Origin of the sequence: Chromobacterium sp. Rain0013 (assembly GCF_015291765.1) — a bacterium.
Lineage (GTDB): Bacteria > Pseudomonadota > Gammaproteobacteria > Burkholderiales > Chromobacteriaceae > Chromobacterium > Chromobacterium haemolyticum.
In genome coordinates, this window is sequence record NZ_CP031514.1 from 2,614,784 (window position 1) to 2,630,492 (window position 15,709).

Annotated in this window: 7 protein-coding genes and 1 pseudogene; 5 read left to right on the top strand and 3 right to left on the bottom strand. The window is 53.5% G+C overall.

All coding sequences use genetic code 11. The features are described from left to right. Positions 1 to 159: 159 nt before the first annotated feature. From DXT74_RS12215 to DXT74_RS12235, 5 genes and pseudogenes are all read left to right on the top strand, one after another. Positions 160 to 2,988 (top strand): TcfC E-set like domain-containing protein, encoded by a 2,829-nt coding sequence (locus DXT74_RS12215; RefSeq protein ID WP_194426078.1) that lies wholly within the window; start codon positions 160 to 162, stop codon positions 2,986 to 2,988. Positions 2,989 to 3,179: 191 nt separating this feature from the next. Beyond that, positions 3,180 to 7,004 carry a hypothetical protein gene (locus tag DXT74_RS12220; RefSeq protein ID WP_194426079.1) on the top strand — a complete coding sequence of 1,275 codons (3,825 nt, stop codon included), beginning with the start codon at positions 3,180 to 3,182 and terminating at the stop codon, positions 7,002 to 7,004. A gap of 212 nt (positions 7,005 to 7,216) precedes the next feature. Beyond that, the gene (locus DXT74_RS12225) at positions 7,217 to 7,591 is read left to right on the top strand and encodes a cupin domain-containing protein (RefSeq protein WP_194426080.1); all 375 of its coding nucleotides are present in this window, start codon (positions 7,217 to 7,219) and stop codon (positions 7,589 to 7,591) included. A 361-nt stretch (positions 7,592 to 7,952) separates the two neighbouring features. Beyond that, entirely contained in the window at positions 7,953 to 9,080 is a 1,128-nt protein-coding gene (locus tag DXT74_RS23135) for a methyl-accepting chemotaxis protein (protein ID WP_194426081.1), read from the top strand. Positions 9,081 to 9,168: 88 nt separating this feature from the next. Further along, positions 9,169 to 9,930 (top strand): annotated as a pseudogene (locus DXT74_RS12235) (helix-turn-helix domain-containing protein). A 208-nt stretch (positions 9,931 to 10,138) separates the two neighbouring features. Here the strand turns inward: DXT74_RS12235 and DXT74_RS12240 are convergent. The 3 genes from DXT74_RS12240 to DXT74_RS12250 all read right to left on the bottom strand — a co-directional run bounded on the left by DXT74_RS12240 (position 10,139) and on the right by DXT74_RS12250 (position 14,837). Next, positions 10,139 to 10,600, bottom strand: a complete 462-nt coding sequence (locus DXT74_RS12240) for a hypothetical protein (protein ID WP_194426082.1) — start codon at positions 10,598 to 10,600, stop codon at positions 10,139 to 10,141. Next, the gene (locus DXT74_RS12245; RefSeq protein ID WP_194426083.1) at positions 10,597 to 12,390 is read right to left on the bottom strand and encodes a S8 family serine peptidase; all 1,794 of its coding nucleotides are present in this window, start codon (positions 12,388 to 12,390) and stop codon (positions 10,597 to 10,599) included. Before DXT74_RS12245 ends, DXT74_RS12240 begins: the two co-directional genes overlap by 4 nt. Before the next feature lie 377 nt (positions 12,391 to 12,767). Then, positions 12,768 to 14,837: a prolyl oligopeptidase family protein gene (locus DXT74_RS12250; protein ID WP_194426084.1), complete on the bottom strand. Its 2,070-nt coding sequence runs from the start codon at positions 14,835 to 14,837 to the stop codon at positions 12,768 to 12,770. Positions 14,838 to 15,709 lie beyond the last annotated feature (872 nt).

Consider the following 15,709-nt stretch of genomic DNA (forward strand, 5'->3'; position numbering starts at 1 on the left):
CTTTGTCGCGACTGTATTGATATTTTCTGATTGTTGATGTTATTGCGACTGTGTTCGCTAAATGTGCATTATCAAATCTTGGTTAAATGATGCTGAGACAGATTCGTGGTGCCCGCATTGTGTTAATCCTTTAAATTATGTAGATATTGTTGCTTGCTTATGATCCGCTACTTTCCAATCGTTCATTTGTCTTTCGTACTGATGATTATCTGTTATGTTCCGCATAGTAAAGCACAAGTGTCGGCCGTGGAGAGTTCTGCTAGTGAGCAAGACGGCCGCTCCAGCGGCTGCCTTGCGCCCGGCTCCAACCGGTCAGCCGAGGCTACCGGCGGTGTATCTCATGGGTCGCCAACGGGTGCGGGTGTTCAACAATATGATGGGCAACCGGATGTATCTGCCATCCGCGCTAATGTATGCGAACGGGTAGATAAGTCCGCAGCGGAAGAGCCTGGCTTGGATAAAGGCATGGGGGCGGAAACGGCTACTGATTCTGCCCTGTCCGAGGGCGCCCCTGTTGACGCTCCGGCGGCTAAACAACGGCTATCGGCGGAGCCCGGCTCGCCGCGCAGGGTTTCGCCTTGGGGGGAAGAGCCTCCGGAATTGAAAAGTCTTGGGCTGTCTGACGATATTGTACAGCTATTAAAGTCCGGCATGGAATTGCCCTTGCTATTGCGCAATGTCGATGCTGAGGCTCATGATAAAGACTTGGTCATTGCGGATATCAAGCTGCTATTACTGGATGATGCATTGTATCTACAGCAGCTGATATGGCGTGAAAGACCCGATGGCCCCCAATTAAGCTCGGAGTTTAAAGAACAGATTCTTGCTGGAGTTGGTAAAGAGTTAGATGAAAGAGGGCGCTTAGTTCTTTCGGATTATGAGCAATTGCATTTCAATATGTTGACTTTCAAGGCTGAGTTGTGGGCTGCGCCTGGCAGCTTCAGTGCTCGGCCTATCAGTCATCGGTATTTTTTAGCGGCGCCTAAGTCTCGGCAATTAGGCAATATCTTTCAATACAGCGCAAACGGGTATTTTTCCCAAAATCAAGGAAAAAGCACTTCTTCTCATTTTTTGCAATTCAATAACTTAACCGGCTGGGGTGTGAATAGCATCAATTTGTCCGGGTCGCTTAATCAGGCATCCGGCGATAACCGTAAAAGTCTTAATATTGATCGCGCGCTTTATAGCCGCGACTTTGGCGGCCGCAGCCTTTCGCTTGGCATGCTGGAAAGCTGGTCGATGCAAAGCTTGGGCAATGTTTCGACATTGGATAGCAATAGTTTGTATGGTTTTTCCTATGGCAATGTGAGCCGATCGGTGATGCTTGATCGTTCGCAATCATTGATTCCCGTGACTGTGTATCTTGCCAGCGCCGGCGATGTGCGCATTCTTCGCGATGGCCGTTTGTTGAATGTGCAACGAATGGAAATGGGCAACCACAATTTAGATACTTCGATGTTGCCTAATGGCCTATATGATGTAGAGCTGGAAGTGGTGCAGGGGGGGAAAGTCGTAGCGCGTAAAATGGCGAGAATCAATAAACCTAGCGATGAAAGAAGCTTTAGGCAAGATTTGAGCTGGCAGTTTTGGGGCGGGCATAGCCGTCAACGCGAGCATGATAAGGAGACGGCTAAGTTGTTGCTAGGGCTGTCGCTATCCGGCGCTTGGCAAAACTTGGATTGGGATAATTCTTTGTATCGCAACGGTCATCTTTGGACACAAGAGGGGCGAGTCAAGTGGCCTCTCTGGAATAACGCGCGCATTGAGTTACAGAATTTGTTTGGCAGCAATGGCAATCGCCGCTGGATGGGGATGCTGGATATCAGTTTGCCCGACGGCATGGGGTCGCTTTGGTATACGCGCGAGCGCAGCGAGCCGGGCCGTGATGTTCGTCAATTGAGCGCGCGTGATAGCGATAGCGCTCACTTGTCCCTCGCATTGTCTAAATGGTGGAAAGCGGCCGGCACGGTTGGACTCAGTTATGAACGAGAGCGGAATACCCAGCAGCGCACCACGCGTTTAGATTATCGACAGACGGTTTACCAAGGCAGTCTGGGTTCCATGGATTTGCAGATGGGCTCGAATTGGAGCCGCGGCGGTAATGTCAATCAAGGCAATCGCCAACTGTATGCCACGTTGTCAATGACTTTGGCTTTGGGCAGCGATTTTAGCCTGGGCGTGTCTCGTCAGGGCGATCAGAGTTCGCTGGATTTAAGCGCGAGTCATCGGTTTAGCGACGGTTTGCTTAAGCAGGTTGGCCTCAGCGCGAGCAAGGATTTTGGCGAAAACGCTCGCGACGATGTGCGTGCGCGGGTGTATGCCGACTATGCCGGACGGTATGGCTCCGGTTCCGGCTCTTGGAGCGGGGCTGGGACGAGCCAAAGCCTCAACCTGTCGCACCGCGGCAGCCTAGCGTGGTCTCCTGATGGGCTGGCGGCGGGCGGGAGCGATCGGGAGGATGTCGCCGCCGTCGTGATCCAGTTGCCTGAAGTGAGCCGAGGCGAGCTGGAGGCGGAGATTGACGGCCGTAGCCATCCCTTGGAGAGCGGCGCTAATGTCCTGAGCTTGCCGGCTTTCAAGGAGTATCGTGTCGCGGTGCGAAACACCAAGTCCGCGGCCAGTTCTTACCAGGTGTCCGGCGGCGAGCACACTTTCATGCTCTATCCGGGCAACGTGGTCAACCTCAAGCCGGCGATTAAAACAATGGTAACGGTATTTGGCCGGCTGGCCATGGCGGACGGCTCGCCCTTACGCCATGCGCGCGTGCAAAACCATATTGGCATGGCGCAGAGCGATGACAATGGTTATTTTTCCATTGACGTGGATCGGGCTTTCCCTGAGTTACGCGTAGAGACCGCCCAAGCGGGCGAGGTTTTTGATGTGAGGATGGAGCTTAAAACAGCGGGTACCGCTGTTTGGCTGGGGGACGTTGTTTGGCGTGGCGGAGACACCAAGCCCTTGCTCGTGAAGCCCTTGGAGGCGGGATGAGGGCGGCGGCGGGCCTGGGGCCTGCCTCATTGATCCGCAAGGACATTGTTGTACGGCGCTTGGATACGCTGATAACCCTTGATGCGGCGCAACGCGGCATTAGGGGTTTGTTAGCCACTCTTAGCCGCCCTCAGCGGCGCTTAGCCTTTTCTTGACGAGTATGAGTTTTTATTTCCTGTTTAGGTGTCTATATGTTTTCTCGGTCTATTGTCTTTGGCGCGTTGATGGCGGGCTTATTGCTGTCCATGAGCGGACATGCCCAGCCTTCCGCGCCGTCGGAAACCCTCACCGGCCGTTATGAGTTGTTGCTTATCGAGGACCGCGCCGCGGATGTCCAATATGTCAGCACGCTCGGGGTCAGCGATGCTCGCATGGGCGCTATTTACGGCGCCGCCAGGGTGGGCGCGGGGGCGAAGACACTCTTGGGCTGGCGCCCGCCGGTGGATTTCAAGGCGGATGAGGTGCAAAGCCGTTTGGGGGTGATGCCTGGGGTGTTTGCGTCACGCGGGGGCAAGAATTTTTTCCCTTTCACCGAGCAGGCTTTTAATCGGTTTCGTCAATTGGATCTGGGCGCCAGCCTAGCGCTGGACGTGCAAGACAAACAACAAGCTAAACAAGCCATTTACCGAGGCAAGGCGGTGCGCGCGGCGGTGCTAAAGAGCGCGGTGTTGCGCCTGGACCCGCCGGCGGGCGGAGGATCGGCCTGTCGCGACGAGCGCGTCAATCATATCGATGGCAAGGTCTGCGAGCTGCGCCGCTATGTCGGGCGCGGCGCAGACGGCATGGCTTTCAATGCGGCTGGAAAGCTGAAGTTCACGGTGCGTTCTACGCTGGGTGAGCACGCCCGAAATGCCTATTATCGGGTGGGGAGCGGCGCTTGGCTGAGCTTGGGTCAGTCAACGGGGCTGAATGCCTTTAACGGCCAGGGCGGCATCGAGGTTTTTTTGCCGCTGCCCAAAAAGTTTCCGTCGGCGGAGCAGCGGGAGCGCATGGTAGAGCGCCTGCCCAAGACGCCAGAGCGCTTGTCGCAGTTATTGGAAGCGGTGTTTGATTCGTCGGCGCGCGGCGATGACGGTTTTAACCTGTCCTTGCGCGACAATGTCATGCGCGAGCTGCAGGGTAGCCCGGGCTTGCGCCAACACAGTCCATTGCGTTTATCGCGTTTGGGCGTGGTGCTGATTGAGGACGCGCAAAGCGGCAGTTACGTGGCCACCGCGCATGGTCATGACGGCCAAGCCCTTTTTGGCGAGCCGCGCGCCTTGCGCTGGCGGCTGGGGGAACATGGCGCGCATGGCTTCAAGCTCCAGTCTCTCAAGCTGCCTCAGGGGATGGAGGGCGAGGCTGATCCAGAGGGCGGCGGGGTGATTTTGAAGGCCTCGTCCTTGGATGGCATGCGCGCGCGCGGGCTAGGGGCGCAAGTTCTCTTGGGGCTGGAAGGGGCGGTGGACGGCCAGCGCCAGATATGGCGCAGCAATATTGTCAAAAGCGGGCAGTTGAAGCTGAGCTCGCCAGCAGGCGAGGCTTGCCGTCAAGAGAGCGTAGGGGGCCAGGCCGGCCTGGTTTGCGTGTTGCGCCAAATCGACAGCGCCGAGGGCGGCACGGATGTGGATGGGGATACGCGTTTCATGGTAGGCGGCCGGCTGGGTTCATTGAAGGCGTTGAATGCGCGTTATCGAGTGGGCGGAGACTGGCTGCCGCTGGGAGATAGCGTGGCGCTTTCTCGGCTTAAGAGCGGCGGTAAAATCGAACTGTTCATTGCTAAGCCAGAGCAAGCGCAAATTGAGCATTGGAAGAGTTTGGCAAAAGGCCGGCTCAAGGAAAAAAACCTGTCGGAGGCTTTGCAGCAGCTGCGGGACCGCTATATAAGCCAGGCGCTGGAGATGAGCTTCTTTGCGGCGAAGCGGCCTGCGGATAGATTCAAGTTAGACTTGTTGTGGACGCTGCCAGAAAAGTTTCTGAGCGTGGATCTGCCGCAGGCGAAGATTATTACAGGCCCTCTTCATGTTTCGCATATTGATGTTAATAAGTTGAATGGTGAGAGTGGTAGCTCTATACGTAATCACTCTCAAGCTAAGATTACAGTGGTTTTTAATCGGCCATATCTACTTTCAGATTTTGTGGAAGGAAATGAATTGATTTTAACTTTAAATTATTCGGCTAGGGATCCGAAAGTGAAGCCCGTTAACAACAATACTTGGATAGTGCAGCAGCTGTCCGAATCGGATGAGCTTTTAAAGGTTGAGGTTCAGACTGCCACGGGAGGCAAAGAGTCAAAGTTAATATTGAGTCCTTTGACTAATGCTAAGAAGTTTGTCATATTACATGATGTTGGCTTCTATCCTGGGGAAAAAACTTTCGCTGCTACGTTCAAGAACAGTAATGTAAAAGCAGAGGCAAAGTTTAATGTTGTAGATAGTGCTATTAATGGAATCGCTCGTATTAGTGGTGGGGATTTGTCTAAGGGGGATGACTACCCTAAGTTTTTTTACGACAAAGATATAGACAAAGGTAAATTGGCTTTTCACGTTGTCGTTCGCATGTCGGATCACTCTGCTCATGCATCGCTTCAGCTTAGAGTTAATGTGGTAAAAATGAGAGATATTACTGCTGTTGTTGAATTTAGTTGTGAGTCTGATAATGATTTAACAGCCAATAAGCATGAGAGCGGGATTATAGTAAATTTCAAACGTCATCGTGATAGTTACGTTTTAAAATGCAAGTCAAATGAAGAAATAAAAGATATTGTAACTATAAAAGCAGCATTAGAGGTGAAGGCTAGCTCTGTGGCACCGATTTACGATGCTCAAGAAATCAAGTTAGTTGTATCTCCGAGCAAGCCAGATGGTTTAACTTTACATAAAGAAAATAAGATGAGATCGAGTGGTTTGTCAGATATATATTTTGACTTTACTGTTAGCGGGAATGACCGGCGCAATCGTGTCCTTGTATCATTGGAGAGTTTGGCAGTCAACATTATCTCCCACGATAAGCAGGTTGATATTCAAGATTTGGGTAATGGCATTTACCAATTGACTTTGCCACAACATTCAGATCCTTCTAAAAAAGTTAAATATTCATTCACTATCAAAGATGTGCCATTTTTAGAGCTGGGTATAGGCGGAGGCATAAGTACAACCGGCATAGGTCTTTCGGTGTCGGTAGGCGCATATAATCAACCCTATAGAGATTCGATCACTCTTTCAGCTCCTGGCCGTGAAGTTAAAATACAGCCTATTAAAAGAACCCCTTCTGAGTTGCTGCTGGACGTTTTTTGGGAGAGGCCAAACGATCGATTTATTCCAGGAGGTAAGTTTAAGTTTAGAGTGGAGAGCGGCTCTGAACTATTGGATTTAAGCGAGGCACAATGGTCTTGTGGTGGTGTTAACCGGGGGATTGAAGTGATTGACGGTGCTAGTATTTATGTCAGTGCTGATTGTTCAAGGAATTTAGGAAGGTTGACTGTCCCTTTTAAAAAATCCAAAAAAGGAGAGACTGTTCCGGTGACTGCTTTTCTTCAGGTTGGGAAGAAAGAAATGGTAATAAATTTTGATTCAGTATCTTGGCATGACGCTCGCGTTTCGGTTGGAGGCTTTGATTTTATTTTACCTGAAAAACAGTGGAATATTGTGCTTGACTCGGCGAGCGCTTGGGGTCAAGAGCCTCCTTATCATCTCCTGGTCAAGCCTACAGGCAGTGCGCCAGACAGTGGCAATGTCACGCTTAATGTATCCGTTCAGGGTGATACGCGTTTGCAAGGGCGGTTTCATAGATCGTGCTTTTTGAAGCCTGTATTTGAGTTCGAACAGGACGGTCGTGTGCGTAACTCGGTTTTCAGATATGCAGGTATCTTGCCGTATCGCCCAGATGCCAAGCTGACTAGTCAATTTGGCATTCCTATTTATTTAAAGGAATTGGAGGGCGAGTGCAGGGGGCGAGTGACGGACTTGCGCTCGATACCTATTGATGTCTATCAGGGCAGGGTATCTCTTAAAGTGGAGACCGTTTGGGGCCCATAAAACAGAGCGGGAGGGTATTGCGGCTATGGTTAAGAGCCGTTAACCCTGATGCCGCGTTGCGCCGGCTTGCCGTGCTCAGCCTGCGTCGGCGCGCCTTGGCTCAGGCGTGAAACTGAGTTTTGTCAGCCATGTTTAGCGGGTCTTAATCATTGAATATTTCTTTGTTTTGCCCTGTTGCGTGGGATATTGAAACTGAAATGGAGTTTAGCAATATGAAGCAGATTAGCGACATCATTGTATTCCAGCGTCACGAGGCGGCGGAGCAATCCTTTGCCGCGCCGGAGGCGGTCCGCATCGTTGGCGAATGCAGGCAAAGTGTGGTCAATCATTATTCTGACCCCAGCGGCAGGTTTCACTGCGGTATGTGGAGCGGCGGTCTGGGGCACTGGAAAGTGAGCTACAAGGAAGATGAATTCTGTTCCCTGCTGAAAGGCCGGGTGAGGATTTACGATGAGGCTGGACAGAGTGTGGAGTTGATGCCAGGCGAGCATTTTGTGATTCCCGCCGGCTTTGTTGGCACGTGGCAGGTGTTGGAGCCCGCTTGCAAAACTTATGCGGTGTTTGAGCCGCCGCAGTGGCGGGAATGAAGCTGCCCAGCGCGCGTCGGACCGGATAGCTGGTTTCTAGGTTTTAAATTATTAAGAACCTGTTTGCGATCTCGCGAGCAAGGGCGAGATCAGGTGAAAGCGGTTGAAAAAGCGCAGTGTACACACGGTATATGAGCATTTTGAAGTTGCACTCACCAGCCAGGTTTCACGACGCGCAGCAGATCGTAAACAGGTTCTAGGCGCATCGCTTTGGCAGGTGTTTGGGGTGTCGCGCATGCCGGATGGCAGCGCGCCGCTTGCAGCGTGTCCGACTTGATCCTCGAGCCATAGCGCCTACCGGCGGCCCTGGCATGGCCATCTTGTCGGCCGCGCCCGATATCATCGTTCTTAGGAGGTGGTCATGACAGGCTGGTTTAATAAATCCGCGCAATCGGAAGATTTGGAACAAACCATCCATCAATTTCAGTGCGTGCTGGATAATAGCGACAATCTAATCATGTTGTGCGACTCCGGTCCGGACAATGTGATTTTCTATATGAACAAGACGGCGCGCGATGTGCTCAAGAAGCACCAAGTTTCGCTGAACCAGCGCTTTGACGCTGGCGTGGACGTGAATCAGGCGATGAATCACAGCATCCACCAGTTCCATCGAGACCCCTCGCACAATAGAAGAATTCTGGCGGACTTGGCCGCCCGCAAGATGCCGTTTCACAGCGCGCAGATTCCAGTGGGCGATGTGATTTTTGAAACCAAGGTTTTCCCGATCTGGAGTCGGCAAGATAGCAGCAAGCTGCTTTGTTTCATGGCCAGCTTTAAAGATGTGTCGGCTGAGGAAAGAGCGCGTCAATTGCAGGAAGAAAACGACAAGCGCCGGCAATTCCTGGAGGCGCGCATCAATGAGCTTTCCGAAAATATGCAGGCGATGAGCGCCAGCATCCAGAATGTGGCGGTGCAAACTTCTTCCGCTTCCGAATCCGCAGAGCTGATGTTGGAGGAGAGCCGCAAGGGCTCCACCATTGTTGGCAAAACCAGCTATGGCATGAAGAGCGTTGGCGCCATGGTGCGCCACACCGCGGACAGCCTGGTTTCGCTGGGCGCGCGCTCGGACACCATCGGCCAGATCATCAGCGTGATCAAGGATATTGCCGATCAGACCAATTTGTTGGCCTTGAACGCCGCCATCGAGGCGGCGCGCGCCGGCGAAATGGGCCGCGGCTTCGCCGTGGTGGCGGATGAAGTGCGCAAGCTGGCGGAGCGCACCGCCACGGCGACGCAGGAGATTGGCGAAATGATACGCATGATCCAGACCGAAGTGCTTCAAAACGTGAAAGCTATCGAAGAAGGCCGCAACACGGTGACCGCCACGGAGAGCGATTTCCTGTGCGCGGAACAGGCTTTGGAAGCCATTGTCCGTGAAATCAACCATATGCGTGATTTCGTGGTGCAAATCGCCAATGCGGCGGAGGAGCAGGCGGCCACGTCGCAAGACATCGCCGAAAAGCTGCTAGAAATCTCTCAGAAAAGCTGACGATATCGGAGCCGGGACTCTGTATCCGAACTGCATGGATGATTTGCTGGGAGGTGGTTCAAGGCCCGCCGCGCTTTAGATGTCGTCGATGGCTAGTCTCAATCAGAACATCATCAAGCACAAGATCGGCTTATTAAACTTGGCCAGCCGAGCTGGGTAATGTGTCCAATGCCTGCAAAATGATGGGCATGTCCCGCGACACTTTTTATTGTTACCAGAATGCGGTCGCAGAAGGTGGCGTCGAGAAGTTATTCAATGCTAGCCAGCGCAAGCGCAACTACAAGAACCGCATAGACGAGATCATAGAAGCCGCCGTCGTCGCCTATGCGGCGCATGGACAGGTTCGCGTCAGCAACGAACTGCGCTAGCGCGGCGTGTTTGTCCCCCCTTCTGGTGTCCGTTCTATTTGGCTGCGGCACGATCTAGCGTCGTTCAAGCAACGGCTGCAGGCCTTGGAGCGGGTGATCGCCTAGCTGAGCATGAGATGGGCGTACTGCGTATCCTTACCGATCGCGGCACGGAGTATTGCGGCAAGCCAGGAGGCCATAATTATCAGCTGTACTTGGCGGTGAACGACATTGAACACACCAAGACCAAGGCACGGCATTCATAGACGAATGGTATCTGCGAGCACTTCCACAAAACGATTCTGTAGGCGTTTTACCAGGTGGCGTTCCGCAAGAAGCTTTACCTGACGCTCGACGAGTTACAGGGCGATCTGGATTCCTGGCTGATTCACTACACTCAATAGCGAACCCACCAGGGAAAATTGCGCTGCGGCCGTACGCCGTTGCAGACCTTTATCGAAGGCCAATCGGAATGGAGGGAAAAGGTCGACAAGCTTCGTTGATCTGACAATCGGGCACCGTTAAAACGGGTGACAGTCAGATCAAGTCTGAACTTCTACAGATAATGGTTTTTTCTTATGCAACAATTATTTTAGGATAAAAAGACCCTGAACAGGCTTATCGGTGTTATGATTATGGCATAATGTCCTTATGGGATAAGAATTGCCGCCTCCTTCCCCCTGGTCAGCCTAGCTGGCCAGGGGGAAGGTACTACTTCGGCTGTTCCGTATCGCTTGCCAGTTCTAGCTGCACTTGTTTTACACGCTTATCGGCTTGTAGACGTTGTTGCAGCGACAATAGTTCTACCTGTGGCGGCGTATCAAATATCACCACGTTCTGTGTACGAACTTTAGGTCTCAGGTCATAGGCGAGCGCGACGGCAGCTTCGTCGGCCGGAGTGATTAGCCGAACGAAAATCATGCCGCTGACCGTTGCCAGCTCGCGTTGGCTAGCTGGTTGCAATAATTCGCCGCGGTGCAGGGTAACAGGGGCTGAACTGCGGGGCATGATGCCGCCCGACTTTGCAACAGTCGGAGCAGGCTTGTAGTAGAGTTTGCCGTTAATCGTAATAGCCTGCCCGCTTGGCTTAGGTAGCAAAGCCAGCCCGTCAGTTGCCAGCGCCACGGAGGACAGGATGAGCAGACTACTGAATATCATGTGGGTTTTGTTCATGCATCACTCCCGTTGTGGCCGATGAAACGAATGGACCAAGATTGCAGCAGACCAGATTCTTGGGGCTTAGGTAAAGATCTGACGGTTGTGCTCCGGGTGGAGCCATCGTGATAAACATACTTGTATTCCCCACTATTTGTATCAACCACGCGGAGGGTCCACCGCCCCTTGGCCCGCTCCCCATAGAACTGATTGGACAGCAAGCGTTGCTGATTGAGCCCGTAGGTTTCATTTACCAATGCGGTTCGCGGGGTGAGCAGGACGGAGCGGGTGCCGGACGGAGAGATCAATTCTACCGCCAGGTCGTTGGCACGGCCATGCTTGGCATCTACCAATACCTGTACGGCTTCCACCGTCAAGTCGTTCTGGTTTACATAGTGGCTTTCTACTCCGTTTTGCTCAGCATCCGGAATAGGTTTCGCCACTGGAACTGTTTGCCACTGGGTCTTTTGCAGAGATGGCAGCGGCTTGTCGTAGATCCGCGCCATTGCTACGGCGCGGTCTACGTCGACCAGGCCAAAACCGTAGAACGGATGGAAGGACAATCCCGCAGCGTTTTTCTGCCAGCCTGGGATGGCCCTGAAAGATTGCATCGCCCCGCTCTTACCTGCAAAGCTAAGCGTAACGCCTTTATTGTCGGCGTCCACTTGACGTGCGGTTTTGATCAGGATATTGCGGATATCCCGCGCACTCAGCTCTGGCTTGGCTGACATCACCAACGCAATTGCTCCAGATACGGCCGGGGCGGCGGCAGAGGTGCCATTCATGATGCCGCTGTAATTGCAGTTGGGGTCTATGGCGCTTCCGCCATGCAGTTTGTTTTCCACCGCGAGCTTACTGGTGTTGTTTCCACGGGCACAACCCATCAAGTCGGTAGTCACCATGGCTGGTGAGTCCAAGCCATATTCCCCTCCCGGCGCGGTCAATAGAACGTTGGCGCCAACACTGGAATAAGACGAGCGCACCCCGTCAGCATTCAGGGCCGACACCACGATGTTCCAGTAATTGCTGTTATCGAATGTCAGGTTTGCATCCTGCATCGGCAAGCCGCTGTTGCCCTCATGGCCGACGATGTAACTACCTTTATTGTCAATCGTGATATCCTCGAATTCATTACCCGCCGATTTCACAAACACCACGCCTTTGCCATTATGGCTACTGGTGCTCATTTCTTCGTAGGTATCCTCACGGATGAAGCTATTGGTATCCGAGATTGGATTACCTGGCTGGCTTTTGAGCGGAGAAGATCCATAGCTCTGGTTAAACACCCGGGCGGCTGAGGGTTGGTTATTGAGTAGTTTGCCGTGGGCGTGCAACCAGTTGACGGTGTTCTGAACTCCCGGTTGCAAGAAGTTGAAGCCTTGCAGCCGGGCTGCGGGCGCCACGCCGCGTACGCTGATGGGACCGGCCTCGGCCGCCGCGGCGATGCCGGCGACAGCAGTGCCATGAGCGTACCTTCCGGACTTAGGGGTGGGATCGTCGGATGAATCCAGGAAATTCCTTGAGCCAGCAGCGATGTTGGGCGATAGGTCCGGGTGGCGGATTTCCAGCCCATCGTCGATGATGGCTATGGTCACGCCCTCCCCACGTATCCCTGCGGTGTGGGTCGCCGCTAGGTTGAGATCAATCCCCGGTAGGCCTCCACGCTTGGAAAAGGCGTTCTGGCCGGTATTTTGTAAATACCACTGTTGTGACACCAGTGGGTTGCTTGCTTGTAAAGGCGTTGCGGCCTGACTGGCAAGCGCGGTCAACGCGAGCGCTGTTGCCTGGATAGTGGCCTTGATCTGCATGCTTTCTCCTAATGTATCGCTTGTCGAACAACGGCTTACTCGTTACTGGCCAAGGCTGAATCCGCCTGATCACCCTACCTATTCATCTGGCAGCGATTTCCATGCAACAACGGCTTGTAGATCAATAGACTAGGCAAAGTATCGGTACGAAATTGGAGGGCGCGCGGCCAGAGCCCCAGTTTTCGTGCGATTTCAGCGGACTTTTCGTCTTCTGCCTGGCTTTTTTCGATGTAAAAAGGTTTTTTGACGGTCAAGCACCCCCTTCTTTCTTCCTTGAAACAGCGTTTCCAATAATGCGGGCCAGAGAACTCACCTTGGCTCGGCAGGGATCATGTATTGCGTTTACATTGAGACGCTCCTGGCGGAGCCGTACAAGGTCAGCGCAGTTGCTGCCACAAAAAGGCGTATTCCATCGCGGCGATGGCGGCCTCCTCTTCGTGGTTGGCGGCGGAGCCGTGGCCGCCTTCGGTACGTTCGTAGTAGCGCACATTGGCGCCCAGCTGCTTCATGGCCGCGTACATCTTGCGGGCGTGTCCAGGATGGACGCGATCGTCCAGGGTGGAGGTGATGAACAGCGTGGCCGGATACGCGGTGCCAGCTCGGATATTCTGGTATGGCGAATAGCGTTTGATAAACGCCCAGTCTGCTGGCTGGTCTGGATTGCCGTACTCATCCACCCAGCTGGCGCCGGCCAAGAGTGTGTGGAAGCGCCGCATGTCCAGCAACGGCACCTGGCAGACGACGGCCTGGAACAGCTGCGGATATTTGGTCAGCATCACCCCCATCAGCAGGCCGCCATTGCTGCCGCCCATGATGCCCAAGTGGCGCGCGTTGGCGATGCCGCGTTGCGCCAGGTCCTTGGCGATGGACGAGAAATCGTCGTAGGCCTTCTGGCGGTTTTGCTTCAATGCCGCCTCGTGCCAAGCCGGTCCGTATTCGCCGCCGCCGCGGATATTGCCTAGCACGTAGACGCCGCCTCGTTCCAGCCAGGCCCTACCCAGGGCGCCGTTGTAATAGGGCCTCAGCGACACTTCAAAACCGCCGTAACCGTATAACAGCGTCGGGTTCTTGCCATTCAGCTTCAAATCCTTGCGCGCCACCACGAAGTAGGGCACCCGGGTGCCGTCGTTCGACCTGGCGAAGAACTGTTGGATGCGGTAGGGGCTGGCGTCGAAGAAGGCCGGTTGTTGCTTGAGCGGCTCGCGCGCGTCAATGCCGGCATGGGCCAGCGATAGCGAGGTCGGAGTCAGGAAGTCGGTGAAAATAAAGAAATAAGCGTCGGAATCGTTGCTGTCTACCGCGCTGATGCTGATGCTGCCGTGGGCGGGTGCCGCCACCGGGCGCGACTCCCATTTGCCGTCCACTACCTGCCATTCCACCAGCCGGCTTTTGACATCGTCCAGCACTGTCAGAATAAGGGCGTTGCGAATGTCGGTGATTTCGGCCAGCGAGGTGGAGGCGCTGGGTTGGAACAAAGGGCTGAAGTCGCGCTTGCCTTGCAGGTAACGGTCCAGTTTGATGGCTAGCAAGCTGCCGGCTTTCCAGTCATGCCCGCCCACGTTCCAGCCCTGGCGGGGCTTCAACAGCAGCCACGGCCCATGGAAACTGGCGTCGACATGGCCGGGCTTGTCCAGTTTTTGCCACATGCCGTCGCGCTGCAAGTAAAGGATATTGTTAAAGTAGCTGCTGTCTTGACGGATCAGGTGATACTGGTAACCCGCGCTGTCGACGCGGTTGGGGCTGACCATGATGTCGCTGGTCTTGCCTTCGAACAGTATGGCGGCCTGCTCCAGGCGCTGGCCACGCTTCCATTGCTTGACAATGCGCGGATAGCCGGAGGTGGTCAGCGCGCCATTGCCGAAATCGGTGGCGACATACAGCGCGTCGCGGTCTTTCCAGCTCACCGCGCTTTTGGCTTCCGGCAAGACAAAACCATCTGCGACGAAGCGCTTGCCCGGCAGGTCGAATTCGCGCACTACGGCGGCGTCGCCGCCGCCGCGGCTCAGATGGATCAGGCAGCGGTCTTGTTGTGGCTTAACGCAGTCCGCGCCCTGCCACACCCAGTTTTCCTTTTCCTCGCGCGCCAGCTGGTCCAAATCCAACACGGTTTCCCAGGAGGGATCTGCCTTACGGTACTCGTCTAGGGAGACGCTGCGCCACAGGCCGCGCGGATGCGCAGCATCGCGCCAGAAGTTGTAGTAACGCTCGCCTATTTTTTCGATGACCGGCAGGCGGGCGTCAGAATCCAATACGGACAGAATATCGCGCTTCAGCGCTGGGAATATTTCGTGGCTCTCCAGAGCCTTCCTGGTCTGCTGGTTCTGTTGTTTTACCCATTGCAGCGCATCCTGGCCCTGTATGGCCTCCAACCATAGATAAGCATCATCCACCGCATGACTCTGTGCGGTGAGTAGCAAGGTGGCGAAAATGAACAGTCTGGCTTTCATAAGGTGTATATGAACGTTTCCCGTTTTAGGCAGGAATACCATGCCTTGACAATCAGCTTTGCTTCCAGCTTGCTATTCAGGCTTGTCGGTACGCGCACCGGTGAAGCCCGCTGGCTTATCTCCAAAAGCGTGTTTACGATTTCGCGAGCTAAGGCGAGACAAGGCGAAAACGGCTGAGAAAGCGGAATGTACAAATGGTACATGAGCATTTCGAAGCGGTACTCACCGTGTCGCGTCTCACAGCGCGCAGCAGATCGTATACAGGTTCTTGGCCAGCCACGGCTCTATCTGTTTTGTCATTACACGAAATTCCCTACATAAACTTTCAACGTCATTCCTATTGGTTAATTAATTTTTTTACCCGTCAATCATGTCGGCTTGGCATGAACACTTGCGGCTTTATCAGCCTGTTCCCAGAGCCAAAAATTCTTTTTTTATGCTGGTCAACAAAACTCAGTTTTAAAGCGCGGTGATACAAACTACGATGTTGCAGTTCAGCAAAAAGGGAGCTTACTCTTCATTGAGGACAACTAGTCGATGCAAAACAATATTAGCGATTTGTCAGTTGTTTTTAATAATACAAAGGATTTATCAATTTAAGTATCATTAAACTACAGCAATGTCATGCAAAAAATCAGTTAACACTTAAAAATGGGGTGCTGATCTCGCCCTACCCAAGGGTATCAACGATTCAATGTGCTATGATGAAGATCTAAAAAGCAGTCTATGATCTTTTCGTTCAGAGATAATTGCCGCTATTGGAAAACCTATGCTAGAAAACCAAGCCAAGAATAAAGAACTTGTTCAAGTGAGTGTGTGCGGTGACTTGCTTTCCCCACGTCCCCCCCCCAGTATTGAGTAGCACGTGACTT

Excerpts from the sequence above, each read along its gene's own strand:
- DXT74_RS12215 (WP_194426078.1), top strand. The coding sequence starts at position 160 with ATGATCCGCTACTTTCCAATCGTTCATTTGTCTTTCGTACTGATGATT.
- DXT74_RS12240 (WP_194426082.1), bottom strand. The coding sequence starts at position 10,600 with ATGAACAAAACCCACATGATATTCAGTAGTCTGCTCATCCTGTCCTCC.
- DXT74_RS12250 (WP_194426084.1), bottom strand. The coding sequence starts at position 14,837 with ATGAAAGCCAGACTGTTCATTTTCGCCACCTTGCTACTCACCGCACAG.
- DXT74_RS12225 (WP_194426080.1), top strand. The coding sequence starts at position 7,217 with ATGAAGCAGATTAGCGACATCATTGTATTCCAGCGTCACGAGGCGGCG.
- DXT74_RS12220 (WP_194426079.1), top strand. The coding sequence starts at position 3,180 with ATGTTTTCTCGGTCTATTGTCTTTGGCGCGTTGATGGCGGGCTTATTG.
- DXT74_RS23135 (WP_194426081.1), top strand. The coding sequence starts at position 7,953 with ATGACAGGCTGGTTTAATAAATCCGCGCAATCGGAAGATTTGGAACAA.
- DXT74_RS12245 (WP_194426083.1), bottom strand. The coding sequence starts at position 12,390 with ATGCAGATCAAGGCCACTATCCAGGCAACAGCGCTCGCGTTGACCGCG.